The sequence below is a fragment of the Terrabacter sp. P2_E3 genome (assembly GCF_056403915.1).
Map to the genome: position 1 here is coordinate 518,779 of NZ_JBFUEN010000003.1, position 15,009 is coordinate 533,787.

Annotated in this window: 13 protein-coding genes and 1 tRNA gene; 7 read left to right on the forward strand and 7 right to left on the reverse strand. The window is 71.3% G+C overall.

Going from position 1 to position 15,009, the window contains the following annotated elements; genetic code table 11:
• Positions 1–17 precede the first annotated feature (17 nt).
• Positions 18–521: a nucleoside deaminase gene (locus tag AC1DW8_RS05685; protein WP_056774190.1), complete on the forward strand. Its 504-nt coding sequence runs from the start codon at positions 18–20 to the stop codon at positions 519–521.
• Between the two features lie 10 nt (positions 522–531).
• Positions 532–621, forward strand: a tRNA-Ser gene (locus tag AC1DW8_RS05690).
• 120 nt (positions 622–741) lie between these two features.
• On the opposite strand, the gene AC1DW8_RS05695 is transcribed toward AC1DW8_RS05690, so the two are convergent.
• From AC1DW8_RS05695 to AC1DW8_RS05705, 3 genes are read right to left on the reverse strand one after another with little or no spacing between them, the layout of a single operon-like run.
• Positions 742–2,259: a sensor histidine kinase gene (locus AC1DW8_RS05695; RefSeq protein WP_478092493.1), complete on the reverse strand. Its 1,518-nt coding sequence runs from the start codon at positions 2,257–2,259 to the stop codon at positions 742–744.
• 3 nt (positions 2,260–2,262) lie between these two features.
• Positions 2,263–2,601 (reverse strand): response regulator, encoded by a 339-nt coding sequence (locus AC1DW8_RS05700; protein ID WP_200959141.1) that lies wholly within the window; start codon positions 2,599–2,601, stop codon positions 2,263–2,265.
• Between the two features lie 11 nt (positions 2,602–2,612).
• On the reverse strand, positions 2,613–4,364 hold the full coding sequence (locus AC1DW8_RS05705) for a TRAP transporter substrate-binding protein (protein ID WP_478092495.1): 1,752 nt from the start codon (positions 4,362–4,364) through the stop codon (positions 2,613–2,615).
• A gap of 303 nt (positions 4,365–4,667) precedes the next feature.
• Here AC1DW8_RS05705 and AC1DW8_RS05710 point away from each other — a divergent pair, with 303 nt between their 5' ends.
• From AC1DW8_RS05710 to AC1DW8_RS05730, 5 genes are all read left to right on the forward strand, one after another.
• Complete coding sequence (locus AC1DW8_RS05710) at positions 4,668–6,530, forward strand: histidine kinase (protein ID WP_478092497.1); 1,863 nt, start codon at positions 4,668–4,670, stop codon at positions 6,528–6,530.
• A gap of 162 nt (positions 6,531–6,692) precedes the next feature.
• The gene (locus AC1DW8_RS05715) at positions 6,693–7,340 is read left to right on the forward strand and encodes a response regulator transcription factor (RefSeq protein WP_056774177.1); all 648 of its coding nucleotides are present in this window, start codon (positions 6,693–6,695) and stop codon (positions 7,338–7,340) included.
• 276 nt (positions 7,341–7,616) lie between these two features.
• On the forward strand, positions 7,617–7,847 hold the full coding sequence (locus AC1DW8_RS05720) for a hypothetical protein (RefSeq protein ID WP_157623467.1): 231 nt from the start codon (positions 7,617–7,619) through the stop codon (positions 7,845–7,847).
• Between the two features lie 264 nt (positions 7,848–8,111).
• Positions 8,112–10,748 carry an ATP-binding protein gene (locus AC1DW8_RS05725; RefSeq protein ID WP_478092499.1) on the forward strand — a complete coding sequence of 879 codons (2,637 nt, stop codon included), beginning with the start codon at positions 8,112–8,114 and terminating at the stop codon, positions 10,746–10,748.
• Positions 10,749–10,790: 42 nt separating this feature from the next.
• Positions 10,791–11,627, forward strand: a complete 837-nt coding sequence (locus tag AC1DW8_RS05730; RefSeq protein ID WP_056774171.1) for a helix-turn-helix transcriptional regulator — start codon at positions 10,791–10,793, stop codon at positions 11,625–11,627.
• Between the two features lie 81 nt (positions 11,628–11,708).
• Here AC1DW8_RS05730 and AC1DW8_RS05735 read toward each other — a convergent pair whose 3' ends face one another.
• From AC1DW8_RS05735 to AC1DW8_RS05750, 4 genes are all read right to left on the reverse strand, one after another.
• Entirely contained in the window at positions 11,709–12,797 is a 1,089-nt protein-coding gene (locus AC1DW8_RS05735) for a hypothetical protein (protein ID WP_478092501.1), read from the reverse strand.
• Positions 12,790–13,302: an RNA polymerase sigma factor gene (locus AC1DW8_RS05740; RefSeq protein WP_056774164.1), complete on the reverse strand. Its 513-nt coding sequence runs from the start codon at positions 13,300–13,302 to the stop codon at positions 12,790–12,792. Before AC1DW8_RS05740 ends, AC1DW8_RS05735 begins: the two co-directional genes overlap by 8 nt.
• A 132-nt stretch (positions 13,303–13,434) precedes the next feature.
• Positions 13,435–14,508 (reverse strand): hypothetical protein, encoded by a 1,074-nt coding sequence (locus AC1DW8_RS05745; RefSeq protein WP_478092503.1) that lies wholly within the window; start codon positions 14,506–14,508, stop codon positions 13,435–13,437.
• Positions 14,501–15,004 carry an RNA polymerase sigma factor gene (locus tag AC1DW8_RS05750; protein ID WP_478092505.1) on the reverse strand — a complete coding sequence of 168 codons (504 nt, stop codon included), beginning with the start codon at positions 15,002–15,004 and terminating at the stop codon, positions 14,501–14,503. Before AC1DW8_RS05750 ends, AC1DW8_RS05745 begins: the two co-directional genes overlap by 8 nt.
• Positions 15,005–15,009: the final 5 nt, after the last annotated feature.

The following is a 15,009-nucleotide window of genomic DNA, read 5'->3' on the forward strand; positions in this document are numbered from 1 at the left end:
GGGTGGAAACTTATCGCGTGGCGAAGAGATCCGAGACCCCCGGCAAGAGCTCCGTCCCGGCCCCGGAGACGTATGCCGCCTGGGTCGGCCAGGCGCTCGACCTCGCAGCCGCGACCGTCGGCTCGCAGGACGTGCCCGTCGGCGCGCTCGTCGTCGACGTCGCGGGTGATGTCGTGGGGCGTGGTCGCAACGTGCGCGAGGAGCTGGGTGACCCGACGGGCCACGCCGAGGTCGTCGCGCTGCGTGAGGCGGCGCAGGCGCTCGGCTCGTGGCGGCTGGACGGGTGCACGCTCGTCGTGACGCTCGAGCCGTGCGTCATGTGTGCCGGCGCGGCGATGGCGGCGCGGGTCGAGCGGGTCGTCTTCGGTGCCTGGGACCCCAAGGCGGGGGCGTGCGGATCGGTCTGGGACCTGACGCGGGACCCGCTCGCGACGCACGTCGTGGACGTCGTCGGGGGCGTCCGAGCGGAGGAGTCGGCGGCCCTGCTCGTCGATTTCTTCGAGGGCCGGAGGCTCGGGTAAGGTCTCTCCCGGTGGCGTGTCCGAGCGGCCTAAGGAGCACGCCTCGAAAGCGTGTGTGGGGGTAACTCCACCGTGGGTTCAAATCCCACCGCCACCGCCAGATGCAGAAGGACCCCCGACATGCTTTTCGTCGGGGGTCCTTCTGCATCCACCGGATGCACGCGGGATGTGGGAGGAGCGAGCGGTCGGGTGAGGAACGAACCCGCCCGCCCGCGACGGGTCACCGCAGCCGCCCGCGCTCGCGCTCCCGTGCCAGCCGCGGCATCCGCGCTTCGAGACGTGTGCCCCCTCCTGCCGGGCTGGTCACGATCAAGCGTCCACCCATCGTCTCGATCCGGTCGGTGAGGCCGAGCAGGCCTGATCCGAAGGGGTCCGCCCCACCGATCCCGTCGTCCTCGACGACGGCGGCGATCAGGTCCGGCCCAGCGGTGATGACCACCCTGCACCGGCTAGCACTGGCGTGCTTCGCCACGTTGGTCATCGCCTCGGAGCAGAAGAAGAGCAACGCTCCCTCGATGGCGTCGGGAAGCCGTCCCACGTCGACGCGTACCTCCACGTGGAACGGAAAGTGCCCGGCCATGTCACGGACAGCCGCGTCGAGGCCGCCCTCGACGAGGGTCAGGGGGCGGACTCCACGGACGAAACTCGTCAGGTCGTCCTGCGCCCGCACGACCTCCGCACGTACCAGCGCGAGGTGTCGATTGCCCGAGAGGTCGGCAGCCGCAGCGTGGTCCAGGATGTCGGCGACGCGGGCGAGTCGTCGTTGGGCCCCGCCGTCGAGCTCGTCGGCGATCCGTGCGCGCTCGTCGCCGACGGCCTCGACGATGCGTTGCCGGGACTGCGTGAGGTCGCCGACCCGGGAGCGGATGTCAGCGAGCATCTGCGCGTTGGTCATCGCGAGCCGGGCCGCCGTCGCCACGCCGCTGACGAGCCGGGGGTCCTCGAGCAGTGCCCGGTCGTGGACCAGCACGGCGACATGCCTCCCGTCGTCGTCGATCGGGGTGGCCGTGCGACCGCCGTCCTGCGCCGGCAGGTCGATCGGCTCACCCTGGTCATCGACGTAGGACGCCCGCTCCGGGATCCAGTAGCCGACCGTGAGCCCCGGGTCGCCCAGTGCTTGCTGCAGCCGTCCCGCCAGCCCGCTGGTGTCGGAGGTCCTGCCGAGGTCGGCCACGAGGTCGCTCAGGGTCGACTCGGTCCAGCGACCCCACCGCAGGTCGGCAGCCAGCACGACGACGGCGCCGGCGACCACACCGTCGTATGCCAGCAGGACGGGCACGTCGATGTTCCAGGCGAGTAGCTGGTTGAGAGCGCTCGTCACCAGCACGGCGGAGAACCCGAGGGCCGCCCACAGTGCCGGCCGCCCCGCTTTGCGGGCGGTGCCCGTGGTGCGCACGAAGACGTCGATCGCTGTCGCGGCGACCAAGAGCGCGAGTGAGAGGGTGAGCGCGGCTGTGGGCACGAACACCTCGATGATGCCCAGGACGTATGCCGCCCCGACGACGACCACGACGTAGCGGCGCCTCGCGTGCCCGGTGGGATAGGTGAGGTGCAGCTGCACCAGCGGACCGCGGTGAAGGAAGACGGCTGCGGAGAAGACGTTGCCGACCAGCCACGTCGCGCCGACGAGCAGCATCAAGTGGGCGACCCTGCCGGACCGCATCGATGCCAGGCCGGCGGAGATCACGACCACACCGACCAGGAGGTCGACGGCTTGGATGAACTGGCTCCCGGCCATGAGTCACCCGGTCAGCATGTCCAGCGCAGCGCCGCTGAGCTCGCTCTTGCCGACGAAGCCGCGAGCGCGGACGGCGGCGACGCGCGCTCCGTAGGATCTGCGGCTGCGAGTCGACGTCAGCACGACCGCACAGTGAGGCGCGCAGCCGGCAATGCGCTCGGACACCGCGAACCCGTCGACGTCGGGAAGGACGATGTCGAGCAGCACGACGTCGGGCTGCAGGCGGCCGACCAGCTCAGCACCCGAGGAACCGTCGGCGGCTTCTCCGACGACGTCGTAACCCTCCGCCTCGAGCAGCGCTCTGGCGCAGGCCCGGAAGCCGTCGTGGTCGTCGATGATCACGAGCGTAGGTGTCATGGCGCCCTCTTCACCAGGGTCCACGGGTGGCGGGTCCACAGGACCCGGCTCTCACACCGCCAGGATCCCACGGGTTTGAGCGTCAGGGTCTTGCCGACGAACGTGAAGGTAGCGGTCATGGGGCCGCGGCGGTCGGTGCCGGCCGGATAGTTCGCTGTGCTCCTGAGATCGGTCAGCTCGAAAGTGTTGCCGTGGACGCGGTAGCTGCCCACCCATCCCATGCGGGCGATCGCCGTACGGCTGACTTCGCTCTCGTGCTCCGTCACCACTCCGCCATCGAGAGTGAAGTTCAGATACCAGGTTCGGGGGTGGTCCTCCGGGACGAAGAGCTCCCTGTTGAGAAGGTATTCACCCAGCTGGCCGTCACAAAGGTGGCGATCTCCTGGAGACAGCACCGTCTCGTAGGTGCCGTCCGGAACCACCGACGCGCCCGGCTGAGCCGAGTCGGCTCGCCGGACCCAGGGCTTGGCCGTCCAGATGACAGTGTCCCCGCACGAACCACCGGTCATGTCGCTCAGCCGCAGCTCAGTCCCGTCGAAGGACCACTTCGCGTCGAGGGAGTTGATCCGGACATGGTCGTGCAGGCGGGAGTACACGCCGTTGTACGCGACCTCCTTGGGCGCCGTCTGACTGTCGACGCGCTGGCGAATGGTGACCTGGCCGCCACCCACCTCGAGCGAGAACCAGGACCTCCGGCCCGGCGTGCCCTGCCTCGGACCGCCCGGGCACTGCCATCGTGCATCGTTGTCGAGCACCATCTCGTAGGTTCCCTCGGGGAACGACCCGCGGCCTGAACCGGCTGCCGGCGTGGGACAGGCCGAAAGGTCCGGCCCCGCGGCGACGTCAGCTTTCAGGCCGGCGAGCCGGTCGAGCATGCCGGCGCTGCCCGGGTCGCCCGCGGCGATCTCGTCGTAGACCGGCTGGACGGCCTTGCGCAGGGCGGCGAGCTGAAGGTCCGACGAGGCCGGGAACGCAACACCCTGACCACACAGCTTGGCGACGGCGGAGACGTCCTCCGTCCTGGTTGCGTCGAGAGCCTCTGGGATCGCGGTCGTCGCGGCCGTGCGCAGGACCTCACGTTGGGCGTCGGTCAGCTCACGGTAGACCGCTTCGTTGAGGACCACGGTCATGGCTGCCGGCCAGAGGTTGACGTTCGCTGTGACGTACTTCGCCTCGAGTCCGTAGAAGCGGCCGAAGATGCTGTCGACCTGTTGCTCGTACGCGTCGAGCCCGGCGAGGGTTACTCCGGACGTCATACGTGTGAAGGTCGCCCCGAGTGCCTTCGCCGTGGCCTCCGGTATGTCGCCGCCCTGGACCCCGAGGTCGGCGCCCCAGAAGTCCACGGGCTCTCGGAACGGCCTGCGAACGCCGAGCACCTTGCGCATCGGACCAGGCAGGACGGCGACCGACACCAGGCCGTGCCCCTCGAGGCCGCGGGCCATCTCGAGCGGGATGCCCTCCGAGAAGATGCGATCCTGCACGTCGTGGCTGTCGACGAGCAGCGGGGCCAGCAACGGTTGGAACGAGGTCACGCCGATCAGGTCGAGCGACCGCACGCCGACCCAGGCACCCGGGACGCGACGGCGCGTCACGTCTTCGAGGGTGTTCTTCTCGAAACCGATCTCGCCCTGACGCCAGGCGTCGTTGAAGTGAAGGCGGAGGGACCCGTGCGACTGCGTGTTCACCTCTGCGGCATACGCCTGCACCTGCGCGGGAGCGGCTTGGTCGGGCTGGGCGATCTCCAGCATGGTCACCTTCTGGAGGCCTCGGCCACCGGCCCGGTCCGGTTCCGTCGTCGTGCATCCGGCAGCGACCACCGCCACGGCGGCCAGGAGCGCCCAGCTCGACCTGGCCACCACGCGACCGGCTCTCAGGACAGTCGGCATGGTCCCTGTGGTCGATGTCGTGTTCCGGGTCATGGTCGGCACGTCCCTTCGGTGCCTCAACGGTCCATTGTCTCGCTCCCACGCCAGTGTCGTCCGGCCAATCGGTCGAGCGAATCAGTGCCAACCCTGAGTCGCGAGGTGCATCTCGGGTGGACGCTGGGTGGCATGAGGGCTCGGCAGAGCGCCCGACAGACCTACCTCCCGGCCGCCGGGGGCGTCGCAGGCGGACACGCGCCACGCTGGGCGGGGTCCGTCGATCCCGCCCCGATCTACCGGTCCGTCGCGACCCTGGGCATGGTCGGGGGGCTCGCATGGCTCACGACACGCGTCGTGGCCGCGTCGCCGGGCTTCTCGGACAGTGGCGAGTCGGTCTGGTCCGGGCTCGTCCTCTACTGCACCGTGGCATGGCTCACGGCCGTCGGCATCGTCCATCGGCTGTCCAGACCTGAGAACGCGTTCGGCCGGCGTCTCGTCCTCGTCGCGAGCCTGGTGCTGGTGACCGAGTGGGACATCCCGGGGGCCACGGCGGCCGGCGTTCTCTCCGTGGCGGTGTTCACGGTGGGTCTGGTTCTCGCGGTCGCCGTTCCGGTCGCCGCGACCTGGGCGATCCTCGCCTTTCCGTCCGGACGGGTGGACGCGCGAGCGGAGCGCTACCTGCTCGCGACGGGAGCACTCCTGTTCGTCGGTGCACTGGGACTCGTGCCCACGCTGTTCTTCGACCTACAGGCCCAAGGCTGCTCGGACTGCCCGACGAATCTGCTTCTGCTGCACGACGACCCGGACGTGGCCGCAACATCGTCGCGGCTCGCGATCGGTGCCTGCCTCGCGTGGACCATCGTCACGATGGTCGTCCTCGCCGTCGGCCTCGTGCGCATGAGTCCTGCGTCGCGACGGGCGCGCGGCGCGGTGGGGACGATCGGCGTCGTGTACCTCGGGGCGGTCGCGGCGCACCTCGGCATGAGCCTGGATCGCGGCTTCGTGGAAGGTTCGGCGACGGACCACGGTCTCTGGTGGGCGCAGCTCGTGGGTCTGGCCGCACTGGCCTCCGCGGTGGAGTTCAGCCTGCTGCGATCGCGATCCCTGCGCCGGGGTGTGACGGGCCTCGTCGTCGACCTGCACCGGGAGACCGCCGCAGGAGGTATGCGTGAGGCGCTGGCCACGTGGCTGCACGACCCGTCGCTCCTCGTGGGCTACCCCGTCGACGGCACCTACCGCGACGTCGACCTCGAGACGGTGGACGTGAGGGCCCCCGGACGAGCCACCAGCCGGCTCGCGAACGACGGCGACGAGATCGCTGTCCTGGTGCACCGTCCGGGGCTGTTCGACAACCCGGACGCGCTCCGGGAGGTCGTGACCGCGGCTCGTTTGGGGCTCGAGAACGAGCGGCTACGCGCTCTGGGTCTCGCCCAGGTGCGGGCCCTCGCCGAGTCGCGGGTCCGGATCATCGAGGCGGGCGACCGCGAGCGGCGCCGACTGGAACGCGACCTCCACGACGGCGCACAACAACGTCTCGTCGGTCTCCTGCTGGGCCTGCGCCTGCTGCGATCGAGCGTCGGCGAAGACCAGCACGACCTGGTCAGGACGGTGGACGCGGCGGAGGCAGAGGTCCAGCAGGCGGTGCGCGACCTCCGGGAGCTGGCCGCGGGGTTGTTCCCGAACGTCCTGGTGACCGAGGGGCTCGCCGGCGCGTGGGAGGCGCTGAGCGAAACACGGCCCCTGCAGGTCATGGCCGCCCCGGAGGGTCGGCTTCCGGCGGCGGTCGAGGCAACGGCATACGTCGTCGTCGCGACCGCCGCGGCACGGGGCCCCACGACGGTACGCGCGACAAGCGACGGGGGATGGCTCCGCGTCCGCGCGGACGTCGCGGACGCCAGCTGGGACCTCGCATTTCTCGAGGACCGGGTGGCCGCGATCGGCGGGCGCCTCGGGTCGACGCAGGTGGACGGAGGTGTCCGCATCGACCTGGCGCTGCCGCTGGCGTTGGACGCGTCGCCCGAGACGGAACCCGCCGATGGCGTGCGGACCTGAGCCGGCGACGCCGCCTCGCCTGCCGCTCCCAGGGTGGTCCCCAGGCCGGGGCGCACGTTCCGAGTCAACCCCGAGTCCTCGGGCCATGGCGCTGCCACACTGGCTGGGTGGCCAGGGCGACTGCTGAGGTCGGTGTCGGACTGGCCTCCGAGCGGAGGTTGCATGCGAGCCGTTGTTGCAGACGACACACTCTTGACGCGCGAAGGCGTCGTCGCACTGCTGCGTTCCGGCGGGGTCGATGTCGTCGGCCAGGCGGCCGACGCCTCGGCGCTCCTTCACCTGGTGCGAGCCCACCGTCCGGACGTCTGCGTCGTCGACATCCGCATGCCTCCGACGCATACCGACGAGGGCCTGGTCGCGGCCGCCGCCATCCGGTCCGAGTTCCCGGACATCGGCGTCCTGGTGCTGTCCCACTTCGTCGAGTCGGCATATGCGATGCGTCTCATCCAGGACCAGCCCGAAGGCATCGGTTACGTCCTCAAGGAGAGGGTCTACTCGGGCGACGTCCTCGTCGACAGCCTGCGGCGGGTGGCGGAGGCGGAGACGGTGATCGACCCGACGATCGTCGCGCGCCTGCTGCACAAGCACCGCGATGCCGACCCCCTCCACGAGCTCAGCGTGCGGGAGCGCGAGGTGCTTGCTCTCGTCGCTGAGGGCTTGACCAACCAAGGCATCAGCAGACGGCTGTTCATCACCGACCGCACGGTCGAGGCGCATGTCCGCCAGATCTTCACCAAGCTGGGGCTCGACGAGTCGCCGGAGAGCAACCGCCGCGTCCTGGCCGTTCTGACCTTCCTGCGCAGCGCCTGACGTCGAGATCAGGCCATCAGCAGGAAGGGGTCGACCGGCTTGGGCGGAGGCCCGTCGAGGGTGCACTCCGCCGTCCGCGGTCACGCGCGCACCCACGGCGATGGCGCCCTTCGAGGCCTTTGCGATGCCCGATGAGGGGAAACCCCAAGGCCGCGGCGCCCGGTTCGAGTGATTCTCCGAATGTGGGTCAGGGGTCTTGGAGGCGACTCTGGATGTGTTCGCACTTGTCCCCACATCGCTTGATCTGCAAGCGAACTCGTATCTCAGGAGAATGTCATGAACGCTCGCAGAGCTGTCTTCGCAGTCATCGCCTCCGGCCTGCTGGCACTGCCCGCTGCCGCTGCCGCCTCGCCGGTTCCGGATCCGCCATCGCGGAACGCTCCCGACATGGTGCAGGTGGCGATCGACGAGCTGACCGAGGCCTACGCACAGGCGGGGACGTCGGACAAGCCCAGCATCCACAACGAGATCGTCCTGTTGACCAACGTCGGTCACGCAGCGCTCTGAGCGATGCCGAGGAGCGTGGTGGGGGGGCCGCCCCGGCTGCCTGTTCGCCCGGCCGGCGCGTCCCCCTGCGTTCCACGTCCCCACCCACACGAACCCCGGGTGTGCCGTCCGGTTGCATCGGCAGGGACGCGGGCTCAGGTGACCGGTGACCGGGGACGGGCGGCATACGCGAGCAGTGTCGGCAGCGGCCCTCTTCCGTGAAGTCCTTGACGCGCCGCGATCGCAGCGCCCACGCTCGGAACGGCAGAGTGGGAGGGAGGCGCCGTGCGCGAGCTGCCGTCCGGGACGGTGACGATGCTGTTCTCCGACATCGAGGGCTCGACCCTGATGCTGAGCCGGCTGGGGCGCAGGTACACCGACGCGCTGGACGGGCACCGTGACGTGCTGCGCTCCGCGTGGTCGGCGCACGGGGGCACCGAGATGGGCACCGAGGGGGACAGCTTCTTCGTGGTGTTCCCGACGGCCGAGGGCGCCGTGAGGGCGGCTACCCAGGCCCAGCGCGGGCTCGAGAGCCACGGGTGGCCCGGCGACGAGAGGGTCCGCGTCCGCATGGGCATCCACACCGGGTCGCCACAGGTCCACGACGACGACTACGTGGGGATGGACGTGCACCGCGCGGCCCGCATCGCCTCGTCCGCCCACGGCGGGCAGGCGGTCCTGTCGTCCGTGGCCGCGGAGCTCGCTCGAGACGCCCTGCCCGACGGTGTCGGGCTGAGGGATCTCGGCCTCCACCGCCTCAAGGACATCCCGGAGCCGGAGCGGCTCTTCCAGCTCACCGTCGACGGCCTGCAGGTCGACTTCCCTGCGCTCCGGACGCTGGGCGCGGCCTCCCGCCTCCCGGTTCCGGCGACCCATCTGGTCGGACGTGAGCACGCGGTCGCGGACCTGGTCGACCTGGTCCGGTCGCCCGAGATCCGACTGGTCACGCTGAGCGGGCCGGGAGGCTCGGGCAAGACGCGCCTCGCGATCGAGGTGGCGAAGAACCTCGTGACGGTCTTCCCCGACGGGGTCTTCTTCGTGCCCCTCGCGTCGGCGACCACACCGGAGGTGGCGTGGACGACGCTCGGTGACGTGCTCGAGGTGCCGCGGAGCAGCCGTCAGCCGCCGCGCGTGTTCGGGCAGGTCGCGAGCCGGGCTGCGCTCTTCGTCCTGGACAGTCTCGAGCAGCTCGTCGAGGCCGACGACGTCGTCTCGGAGCTGCTGGAGGCGGCGCCCCGCTCGGCGGTCGTGGCGACCTCGCGCCGGTCGCTGGCGGTGCCGGGGGAGCACCTCTACCCGGTGCCGCCCCTGGGTCTGCCGAGCCGATCGACCGTGGCAGCCGCCGAGGAGTCCCCGGCGGTGCAGCTGTTCCTGCAGCAGGCCCACAGCGTGCGCCCGGACTTCCGGCTGACGCCGGAGAACGTCGACGCGGTGGTCGCCATCTGCCGGCGCCTGGACGGGCTGCCCTTGGCCATCGAGCTGTCCGCCGCGCGGACCCGACTGCTCGGGCCGCAGGCGCTCCTGCGTCGGATCGACACGACGCTCGACCTCCCCTCGACGAGCAGGCAGGGGCCGTTGAGGCACCGGACACTGCGCGAGACCATCGCCTGGTCCTACGACCTGCTCCCCGAGAACGACCAGGCGTTCTTCCGGCGGCTCGGGGTGTTCGCCGGTGGGGCCGCCCTCGAGTCGGTGGCGGCGGTCGCGCTGCCCGCCGCGACGGGCGACCGCTCGGCAGATCCCCTGGACCTCGTCGCCGACCTCGTCGACGCCAGTCTCGTGATCGTGTCCGAGGCGCCCGACGGGGAGCCGCGCATCACCCTGCTCGAGACGATCCGGTCCTTCGCGTTGGCGGAGCTGCGCGGCACGGGCCAGCTCGACGAGGCGCGTTCGGCGCACGCCGCCCACCACCTCGACGTCGCCGAGCGGCTCAAGGTGACCCGTGACTCCGACCACCTGCTGGCTCTGGCCCAGGCGGAGGCCGAGCTCGACAACTTCCGGGAGGCCCTGACCTGGGGTCTTCGCCACGGCGGGGCGACCGAGGGCGTCGACGTCACGGCGACGGCAACCGCCCTCCAGCTGGCGACCTCGCTCGGATGGCTCTGGTACACGGGCGGATACGTCCTCGAGGGATGCCGCTGGCTCGAGCTCGCCCTGGAGCGCGCCGGGGGCACGGCGTCCGGAGATGTCGCCGAGTGCCTCGGGGCCTACGCCAACCTCCTCATCGCCCGTGGCGAGCCCGACCGCGCCGCTGACGTCGCGGCGCGGAGCCTGACGATGGCTCGAGCAGTCGCGGACGAGGAGCGGGAGGCCTTCGCGATGGGGATCGTCGGGACGGCCCGGCTGCACCAGGGTGACGTCGACGCCGCACGTCGGACGTTCGAGGACTCCCTGGTGCTGCACCGGAGGATCGGCAACCCGTTCAGGCTCACCCGCGCACTGGGCAACCTCGCCGGGGTGGAGGAGGAGCTCGGTCACTACGCACTGGCCGAGGAGCTGACGAACGAGGCCATCGAGATCGTCACCGCGGCCGGTGACGTGCACGAGGCCGCGGTCCAGGGCCAGAACCTCGCCCACCTGCTGGCGGCGAGCGGGCGCCCGGAGGAGGCCGCCCGGCTCGCCCGGTCGCTCGTCGACCGGATCGTGGGGCTGCGCAGCCCGAACCTCACGATGGCGTTCGCCGACACGTACATGAACATCCTCATCGGCCTGCAGGACCCGGTGCGTGCCGCGCACCTCATCGGTGCCGAGGAGGCCATGAGGGACCGCCTGTCGTTGCCGAACCCCTACCAGGAGGAGGAGCAGGCCGAGGCCTGGGCCGCCGTGGAGGGACTCATCTGCGCCGAGGACTGGGCGCGCGAGATCCGGACCGGCCGGGGGTCCTCGGTCGAGGACCTGCTCGTTGCGCTGGACGACGTCTGACCCGACGCCCCGGAGCGGCTCACCACTGGCAGGATGAGCGCCATGACCACGGACGTCCCGCTCAGCGTGCGCACCCCCTCCCCCCTGGGCGAGTTCCTTCGCGCGCGCCGGCACGAGCTCGCCCCGGAAGAGGTCGGCATCAAGCGGGCCAAGGGTCGGCGCCGGGTGGGTCTGAGCCGCACCGAGGTGGCCGAGCTCGCGAACATCTCCGTCGCGTACTACGACATCATCGAGCGCGGCCGCGACCTGCGCCCGAGCAAGAGCGTCATCGAGGGCCTCGCCCGCGCGCTCAAGCTCAACGCCGACGGCCGGTCGCACCTGCACGCGCTCGCGACGGGCACGCCGTCACGTCGGCCGCAGGCGCCGGAGGAGCTGACCGAGGAGCTCGAGGAGCTGCTCGACTCCATCGACCCGAACCCGGCCTACGTCGTCGGCGCTCGCTGGGACGTGCTGGGCGCCAACCACACCGCCTGCCAGCTCTTCACCGACTGGGAGAGCAAGCGGAGCAAGCGCGAGCGCAACCTGCTGTGGTTCTACTGCTGCGACCCGGCGGCCCGGAGCCTCTTCGTCGACTGGGAGCAGGAGGCGGCCGACCAGCTCGCGCTCTTCCGTGAGGCCTACGCACGACACCCGGACGACCCGTCGTTCAAGCGGATCCTCGACGAGATCTTCAAGACCAACCCCGACACCGTCGAGTGGTGGGAGCGGCACGACAGCGACCCGACCCGGGGCCGCACCAAGCGGATCCGTCTCGACACCGGGCAGGTCATCCAGCTGCGCCAGCTCGTCCTGCAGGTGCTCGACGAGCCCGACATCCGCGTCATCAGCTACTTCGCGGACGTCGACGGGGACCTCGACGACGTCGAGTTCGACGCCTAGCCGAGGACACCGGTCGAGTGACGCCGGTCGAGTGACGCCGGTCGAGTGACGCCCGTCGAGTGACGCCCGTCGACCGGCGCCTCAGAGGGGCTTCAGTGGGCCCGGGAGTCCGGAGGGGCTCGTGACCTCGGGTAGGGCCGCCCACCGCGGAGGGATGAGCACCCGCAGGCGGGGCTTCTCCTCGATGTTGCCGCTCAGCTGAGGCAGAGGCGCTCGACGTGCCTGCCACGTCGACCCCTGGTCGAGGCTGACGACGAGCTGGTCCTGTGTGTCCGCGGTCGACTGGTAGTAGGCGACCTCGCACTCGGCGCCACCTTCGGCGAGCGACGTCGGCGTCGCGTCGCCGGGGAGGTCGGCCGACGCGAAGGAGCCGTCGCGCTGCTGGATGACGAGGCGCAGGTCCCCGCCGGCGCCGGTCAGGCCCCAGATGCCGCAGCCCTTCGAGGTCGGCGTGGCCCACCTCGTGTCGCCGTCCGGCACGTTCGGCACGGCCAGCCGCTCCAGCGTCCTGGCGTTGACGTCGAGCGTGCACAGACCGGCCCCGTCGGCGCACTCGACCGTCGACGTCCCGAAGGGCGGGGCCACGGGGTGGTCCATGACGGTGAGCGCCACGGGCTGGCGCATCGTCGCCGAGAGCAGGTAGGGGCCCGGTCCTCGGTGCGCCCAGTACCAGACTCCGTCGCCGACCTCGCGGTACAGCCCCGGACCGCCCATCGAGGGCTGCTCACTCGACCCGGTGACGGCCCCGAGCACGAGGAACCGGTCGTCGGTCCCGTCGACGACGGCGATGGCCTCCCGGCCGAGGCAGTCGTGGTCGGGGCGAGGGGCGACGCAGCGCTTCCAGACCGTGAGCACGATCCGCCGGTCCGTGCGGGACTCGAGCTGGGCGGCGACGAAGGCGTCCGGGTGCCCGACGACCTCGTCGGCGGTCCAGTCGGGGACGCTCACCGACGTCAACCGTGGGGTCGGGGCGGCCGGGAGACTCTGGGCGCCGAGGCGACCGAGGCCCGACACGGCGAACGCGAGCGCGAGGACGGCGGCGACCGCCGCGGCCGAGACCCACGCCGCGCGACGGCGACGCACCCGGCGCTGCCGCCAGAGCAGGGTCTCGAAGGGAGGCTGGGCCACGCGGCGCTCGGTGTCGCGGGCGAAGGTGGTCAGGTCAGACATGGTCCGCCTCCTCGCGGTCGATGAGGTGCCCGGCCATCTGGACCCGGGCTCGCGCGAGCCGCGCCTTGACCGTGCCCTCGGGCACGGCCAGCTCGGTGGCGACCTGCGCCACGCTGAGATCGGCGATGTAGTGGAGCACGACGGTGATCCGCACCGGCAGGCTCAGCTGGCTCAACGCGTACACGATGGCGACGTGGTCCTCCGGAGTGCCGGGGCCGAGGTCGATGCTCAGCTCGGCGCGGAACTTCGGCAGGGCACGTGCCGTGACCCGGGCCCGGCGCCAGCGGTTCCGCAGCAGGTTGACCGCCACGGTGCGCAGCCAGGCCTCCTTGTTGGAGACCTCGACGAAGTCGCGACGGTGCGTCATGGCCGTGACGAAGGCCTCCTGCACGATGTCCTCCGCCTCGGGGAGGTTGCCGCACAGCGCCGCCAGCTGCGTCACGAGTCGCCGGTACGACAGGTCGTAGACGACCCGGACCGGGTCACCGTCGCTGCTCTCGTCCATGAGCGTCCACCTGCCGTCCTCACGATGCTTCCACTTGGACGAGTCCCCGGCGGCCCGTTCGGTTGCATGGGTTCGGGGAGCCGTTGCTGCCCGAGCGCCCCGTCCCAGGAGACAGGGCGCCCGGCGAGCCTGCTAGCGAGCGATGACCGGCCACGTGCGCCAGTCGTCCGGCAGGACGGCGCGGTGCACGGACCGGTCGAAGCCCGGCTCGGTGATCCAGTCGCGCGCGGCCTGGGCCGTCGCGGGCACGGACCTCAGGGTCCACGTGCGGCCCCGATCGGTGCTGAGCAGGGCCCTCACCGGGGTGGTCGGGAGCACGTCCTCCTCGTTGCTCAGGTACCAGCCGATCGTGCCGTCCAAGGCGTCCTCGACGACCACACGTGTCGGGCTCACCAGGACCTCGTACAGATCGAGGTGCAGCAGGCTTCCGTCCGGCTGGCCGACGGCCACCTGCCCGGTGTGAAGGATCCCCACCCATCCGGCAGCGTTCGTGATCGACCAGTCCCCGGTCGGGAGATCGGTGATGGGCGTCAGGGTGCCCGCGGAGACGTCGACCACGCACTTGACCCACGGTTCATCCGGGCAGGCGACGTGCGGCCGACCTCTGGCAGCCTGCATCCCGATGGTGCGGCCCGCATCGGGGGCGAGCGTGACCGGTGTCCTCAGGCTGGCGGACGCGGCAACGATCGGGGACCGCGGGGAGCCCTCGGGTGAGGCGGCCCGGAGCACCCAGATGCCACCGCCGGCGTACCAGACCTGGCCCTCGCCGGGGCCGGAGGGCACGAGCACCCGGCGCCCCGAGGCATCGGTGACCTCCCAGGCGCCCAGGCGCCGGCCCGGGTCGCACTCGCGCACGGTCAGCGTGTCGTCGGCGCACTGGGACCACGCCCGGATCGTCAGCTCGCCGGAGCGCTCCGGCGCCGTCCACGTGCGCCCCGCGCTGGCGTTGCGGCCGTTGACGATCTGCCCGGGAGGCCGCACCGTGACCGCGACCGAGCTCGGCTGTGGTGTGGCGGGAAGCGCCCGCGGACGACCCGACGTCGAGGCGAGCGCGACGACCGAGACCACGGCAGCCAGCCCGACCGCCGCGACAGCGGTGGTGACTCGGCGTACCCGCCGGGTCCGTGCCCGGCGAGTGATCTCCTCGAAGGTCGGCCCGTCGACCTGTTCGGCCACGTCGGTGACCAGTGACGTGAGATCAGACATGCTCGGCTCCTTCCCGGTCGGAGAGCAGGTCGGCCAGCAGGGCCCGACTGCGTGACAGGCGCGCCTTGACGGTGCCCTCGGCAACGCTGAGCTCGGTGGCCACGGTCGCCACGGGCAGGTCGACGACGTAGTGCAGGACGAAGGTCTCGCGCAGGACCGGGGTCAGGCGTCCGAGGGCGGCGACCAGCGCCACGTGGTCGGGGCCGAGCCCGAAGTCAGCGGTGGGCGGGGCCGTCGTGCCGCGCGAGAGGACGCGACGGGCCAGGGCGCCCCGCCGCCACCCCTTGCGGATCCGGTTGAGGGCCACGGTGCGCAGCCACGCCTCCGGCTTGTCCATCTCGAGGAAACGACGTCGGTGGTAGACCGCCTGCACGAAGGCCTCCTGCACGGCGTCCTCGGCATCGCCGCGGTTGCCGCACACGGCATACAGCTGGCCGACGAGTCTTCGGTACGACGCGTCGTAGATGACCCGGATCGGGTCGTCGTCCTCGCGCATGGCCC

Excerpts from the sequence above, each read along its gene's own strand:
- AC1DW8_RS05745 (WP_478092503.1), bottom strand. The coding sequence starts at position 14,508 with ATGTCTGATCTCACGTCACTGGTCACCGACGTGGCCGAACAGGTCGAC.
- AC1DW8_RS05715 (WP_056774177.1), top strand. The coding sequence starts at position 6,693 with ATGCGAGCCGTTGTTGCAGACGACACACTCTTGACGCGCGAAGGCGTC.
- AC1DW8_RS05710 (WP_478092497.1), top strand. The coding sequence starts at position 4,668 with ATGAGGGCTCGGCAGAGCGCCCGACAGACCTACCTCCCGGCCGCCGGG.
- AC1DW8_RS05695 (WP_478092493.1), bottom strand. The coding sequence starts at position 2,259 with ATGGCCGGGAGCCAGTTCATCCAAGCCGTCGACCTCCTGGTCGGTGTG.
- AC1DW8_RS05740 (WP_056774164.1), bottom strand. The coding sequence starts at position 13,302 with ATGGACGAGAGCAGCGACGGTGACCCGGTCCGGGTCGTCTACGACCTG.
- AC1DW8_RS05750 (WP_478092505.1), bottom strand. The coding sequence starts at position 15,004 with ATGCGCGAGGACGACGACCCGATCCGGGTCATCTACGACGCGTCGTAC.
- AC1DW8_RS05705 (WP_478092495.1), bottom strand. The coding sequence starts at position 4,364 with ATGCTGGAGATCGCCCAGCCCGACCAAGCCGCTCCCGCGCAGGTGCAG.
- AC1DW8_RS05720 (WP_157623467.1), top strand. The coding sequence starts at position 7,617 with ATGAACGCTCGCAGAGCTGTCTTCGCAGTCATCGCCTCCGGCCTGCTG.
- AC1DW8_RS05735 (WP_478092501.1), bottom strand. The coding sequence starts at position 12,797 with ATGTCTGACCTGACCACCTTCGCCCGCGACACCGAGCGCCGCGTGGCC.
- AC1DW8_RS05730 (WP_056774171.1), top strand. The coding sequence starts at position 10,791 with ATGACCACGGACGTCCCGCTCAGCGTGCGCACCCCCTCCCCCCTGGGC.